General features: G+C 76.3%; 2 protein-coding genes and 1 pseudogene. 2 read left to right on the plus strand and 1 reads right to left on the minus strand.

Features of this window, described 5'->3' with window-relative positions; genetic code table 11:
• Together DMH08_RS40660 and DMH08_RS38635 are read left to right on the plus strand one after the other, a co-directional pair.
• Nucleotides 1–496 (plus strand): annotated as a pseudogene (locus tag DMH08_RS40660) (hypothetical protein); the annotation flags it as partial.
• Nucleotides 497–595: 99 nt separating this feature from the next.
• Nucleotides 596–1,450 carry a hypothetical protein gene (locus DMH08_RS38635; RefSeq protein WP_125621194.1) on the plus strand — a complete coding sequence of 285 codons (855 nt, stop codon included), beginning with the start codon at nucleotides 596–598 and terminating at the stop codon, nucleotides 1,448–1,450.
• Here the strand turns inward: DMH08_RS38635 and DMH08_RS38640 are convergent, their stop codons facing one another.
• A complete protein-coding gene (locus tag DMH08_RS38640) occupies nucleotides 1,451–2,164 on the minus strand; it encodes a hypothetical protein (protein WP_125621196.1) in 714 nt (237 codons plus the stop codon).
• Between the last annotated feature and the right edge of the window lie 2,375 nt (nucleotides 2,165–4,539).

The raw sequence follows: 4,539 nt of genomic DNA on the forward strand, positions 1-4,539 counted from the left end.
CGGCCATCCGGCGCCCCCGCCCCCGCACGTCCACCACGGGCATCCCGGGCACTCCGGGCACCGGCACGGCCGCGGCGCCGGCATCGCCGCGGCCGGTCTCGCGGCGGGCGGCGTGGCCGCCGCGGGCGGTGCGGCCGCCGCGGGCGTCGGCGGCGCCATGGCGGTCGGCGCGATGGGCGACGCCGCGGTGAACGCCGCCGGCTACGCCGCGAACGCCGCCGCGTACCCGGCCGTCGACCAGTTCGGCAACGCCATCGGGCAGGCCGGGCAGGAGGCGTTCGCGCAGGCCGGGCAGTACGCGTTCGACCAGGCAGGCCAGTACGCCGGGCAGATGGCGCAGGACTTCGCCGGGCAGGCCGCCGGCGAGGTCGCGAACGCCGCGTTCGGCGAGGCGGCCAACGCGATCGGCGGGGAGGTCGCCGGCGCCATCGGCGGCGAGATCGCCGGCGGCGTCGGCGAGGTCCTCGGCGGCCTGCTGGGCGGCCTGTTCGGCTGAGGAAAATGCCGGGCCATTCGGACGACATCGGCCGCCCCCTCGGCGGGGGCGGCTCCGGGTGGTTATCGTCGAGAGCGCAGCCGCCTCTCGAGGAGTGACATGACCACCGTGATCCTGGTCCTGCTCTGCCTTGCGATCGCCGGACGCGAGCTCTACCTGGCCTCCGACAAGCGGCTCCCCCGCGCCCAGGTCGAACTGCGCGAACTCCGCGCCCAGCTCGCCGAACTCACCCGCCGCCACGAATCCCTGCAGGCCGACGTCGCCGAGGTCGCGGCGCCCGGCATCCCGATCCCGCAGCCCGACCGGTCCCCGGACGTCCTCGACCGGTTCGACGCCCTGCACGACCGCGTCGTCGTCCTCGAGAAGACCGTCGGCGAACTCACCGAGGACCTCGCCGGCCTCGACGCCGACCGCGACGCGCAGCGCGCCCTCGCCCGCTCCCTCGACACCGTGGAGCGCGACGTCCTCGAACTGCACCGCGAGATGCTCGACCGGCTCGACCGCGACGAGGGCGTCGTCGGCGGGCTCCTCCTCTCCGAGGAGGGCGAGGCGGAGGCGCTGCTCGCCGACGCCTTCGAGGGCTGCGCGTCCGAGTACGGGCTGCGCGTCCGCGTCCGCGCGCCCCGCACCGACGGCGGCTGGCTCGGCACCGCCTACCACCTGTCGGGCATGCGCCCCGACGCGCTCGCCGAGGAGTTGTTCTCCTACGCGCGCGGCCTCTACGCCCCCGACGACCCGTCCGCGCTCGGCGCCCTCCTCGCCGAACTCGCGCAGCTGCGCGGCGGCGGCGTCGCGCGCTTCGGCCCGTTCACCGCCGTCCGCACCCAGAGTTCGCTGCTCTGCGGGCTGCTCCCCGACGACGACGCGGCCGAGCCGTGGGAGCTCGCGGGACGCGTCCGCGAACTCCCCGAGGACCGCCGCTGCGACCTCACCTGGCTCCGCGCCGACGACTGATCACGCGCGCACGAACCGCGGCGTCTCGTCCCGCACCGTCAGCGCCAGCAGGCACCGCGGCACGCGCGCCTCGTCCACGCCCAGGCACAGCGCCAGCCGCAGGTCCGGGTCGACCACCACGGCCCGCCGCAGCGCCCGGAGCGTCCGCCGCGCCCGCGCCCGCGTCTCCGCGCGGCCCGGCTCGTGCAGCGTTTCCGTCACCACCCGACCCGCATACCGCCACAACTCCGCCGAATCCAGGACGCGCGTCCCGGCCGCCGCGAGACTCGCGACGATCACGACGCCGCTGTCCTCGTCTTCGGCCCGCGGCGCCGCGAGCGTCCCCTCGCCCGGCGCCACCGGCCCCCCGACCGGCCGGTGGTAGCGCAGCGGATCCAGCGTGTCGATGACGAACGCCCCCGGATACGGGCGCGACGCGCGCCCCTGCCGCACGTCCGGCCGCGCCCGTCCGGTGTGCGCGCTGAGGTCGAGCACCATCCCCGCGTGATCGACCCACGCGGGAACCCCCAGCCCCGGCGCGCGCCGATCCAGCTCGACCATCGCGCCCCACAGTTCGTCCGCCCGCCGGGACAGCGTCACCGCCATCCCCGACCCCGGGAACGCGCCCTCCAGCACCGCGAGCGTCGCGGCCCACGTCGCGCTCCCGACGAACTCCCCGACGAACGCGTCCACGAGCGCCGCACGCCGCCCCGGCTCGACCTCCAGCCGACGCACCGACTCCGACGGCTTGCGAAGCCGAACCGACTCGGGCGCTGGAGCCGGTGTACTCCCCGGTCCCCGCGCGCCTGTCGCTCCCGGGGCCGGCCCCGGGACCGGTCCCGGAGCGCCCGCCGTTTCCGAGGCACGCGCCGGTTCCCCAGCCGACCCCGAAGCGCTCGCCGGTTCCAGGGCACGCGCCGAGTTCGGTCCCGAAGCCGGTCCCGGAGTGCTCGCCGTTTCCCGGACGCTCGCCGTTTCCCGAGCCGCCTTCCGAGCGCTCGCCGTTTCCCGGACGCTCGCCGGTTCCGGTTTCGAAGTGCTCGCTGGGTACGGTTCCTGAGCCGGTCCCAAATCGCTTGCCGATTCCGCTCCTGGAGCGCTCGCTGGTTCCGAAGCGCTCACCGATTCCCGGCCGCTGATCGGTTCCCAGCCGCTCACCGATTCCCGGGCGCTCATCGGTTCTCGGGGGGCCACCGGTTCTCGGGGGGCCACCGGTTCTCGGGGGGCCACCGGTTCCCGGCCGCTCACCGGGTCCCGGCCACTCATCGGTTCCCGGGGGTCAACCGGCTCCCGGCCACTCGTCGGTTCCGAAGCGCTCGTCGGCTCCGGGGATGGGGCCGTGCCGAGTGCCCCGCGCCGCACCCACGCGGCCGAGTCCTCCCGGTCTTCTCCCAAGTGCCCACCGGACGGTTTCCCGGTCTCGCTGGACGGGCCGTCCGGTGCGGGTGCCGAATCCGACGGCTCGTCGACCGTCCCGACGACGCTCCACAGGTCGTCCGCCGATCCCTTCCCCGGCGACAGCCCTCGCGGCGTGGACGACGCACTTCCCGGCGGGAGCCCGCGCCCGGCCGTCCGATCGGGCTCGTCCCCAGCGTCCGGCGGCGGTTCCGGCGCCGCACTCTGGACGGGCGGCGCCGGTTCGTCCTCGGGCACGCGCGGACCGCGAGGCGTCCAGTCGAGGGACGTCGCCGAGGGCTCCTCCCGCGGCTCCTCCCGCGGCACCTCCTGGGGCACCTCCTGGGGTGCTGCGGGCCGCTTCGCGGCGTCCGTCCGACCCCGCGTCTTCCACAGCCACGACATGCGCCGCCCGCGCCCCTTCCGCGCCGGGGGCTCGGGTCGCCACTCGTCCTGCCCTGGTGGCGTCTCCGCGGACGCCGCCGCCCCTTCGGGCGCGGCCGCCCCGGCCGACGACGCGGCACCCCACGAGGCTCCGGTGACCCACCCACCGTCCGGCTCACCGGACGGCGGCTCACTCCCCCCGGCCGACGCCGAGCCTGCTCCCCCACCCGCAGGCGGGGGCCCGGAGCCCCACTCGGCCGGAGTCGGCGCCACATGTCCAGAAGCATTGCCCAGCGCGGATTCACCTTCGGGCGGCCCAGCGACCGACGACCACTCCGCGCCGCCCGCATCCGCAGGCGACACCGCCGACGGCTGCCCACCATGCGCGACCGAAGCCGACGCCGCATCCTCATATCCCGCACCGGGAGTGTCCTCCGACGAGGAAGCACCCCACGACGCCGGGCTTCCGGGCGCGGAACCGCCTCCGTCAGAGCCTGGAGCCCAATCCCGACCGCCCGCCACTACGGTCGGCGGGCCGGCCGCGCCCGTAGACCCCGACTCGGCCCACGAAGCCCACTGAGGCACCTCCGGCGCCGCACCGCCCGGACCGTCCTCCGTAGGCGACACCGAGCCGCCAGGCACGGAACCACCCCCGGACGAACCGGACACCGGCAACCAATCCGCGCCGCCCGAACCCGGTGACGGTGCGCCACCCTGCGACGGCCCTGACAAATCCGAAGACACCGATTCAGTTTTCGAGACCCGCTGAGGCAACCCCGATGCCGCACCGCCCGCACCCCCGGACGCCTCCCCGCCCTGGGACGGGCCGGACGCGCCCGCAGACGCACGATCGTCCCCCGACGACCACAGAGGCGACACCGCACCCGCACCACCCCCAGCGCCCCCCGGTGCAGCAGCAGCCCACGGCGCGCTGCCTGGCGGCAGGCCCTCAGCTGCGGAAGTGCCTTCGGGCGACCCGGCAACCGGTGACCACTCCGCGCCGCTCCCACCACCTGACGACTGTCCACCCTGCGACGGGCCAGACGTGCTCGCACGCGGGCCCTCGGCCGCCGGCGACCACTGAGGCGACGTCGGGGCCGCGCCGCCGAGGGCGGCTTCCGGCGCAGGTGGATTCCACGACGCGCCGCGCGGCGAAACCTGGCCCCCACCGGGCGACCCAGCAGCCGGTGACCACTCCGCGCCGCCTCCACTACCGGACGGCTGCCCCTGCGACGGGGCGGACGAGCCCGCAGGCGGGCCCTCGGGCCCCGACGACCACTGAGGCGACACCGAACCCCCGCCACCCCCAGCGGCGTCCGGTCCAGCAGCAC

The sequence above is a fragment of the Actinomadura sp. WAC 06369 genome (genome assembly GCF_003947565.1).
Classification (GTDB): domain Bacteria; phylum Actinomycetota; class Actinomycetes; order Streptosporangiales; family Streptosporangiaceae; genus Spirillospora; species Spirillospora rifamycini.

Coding starts and splice junctions, on each gene's coding strand:
- DMH08_RS38635 (WP_125621194.1), top strand. CDS start 596: ATGACCACCGTGATCCTGGTCCTGCTCTGCCTTGCGATCGCCGGACGC.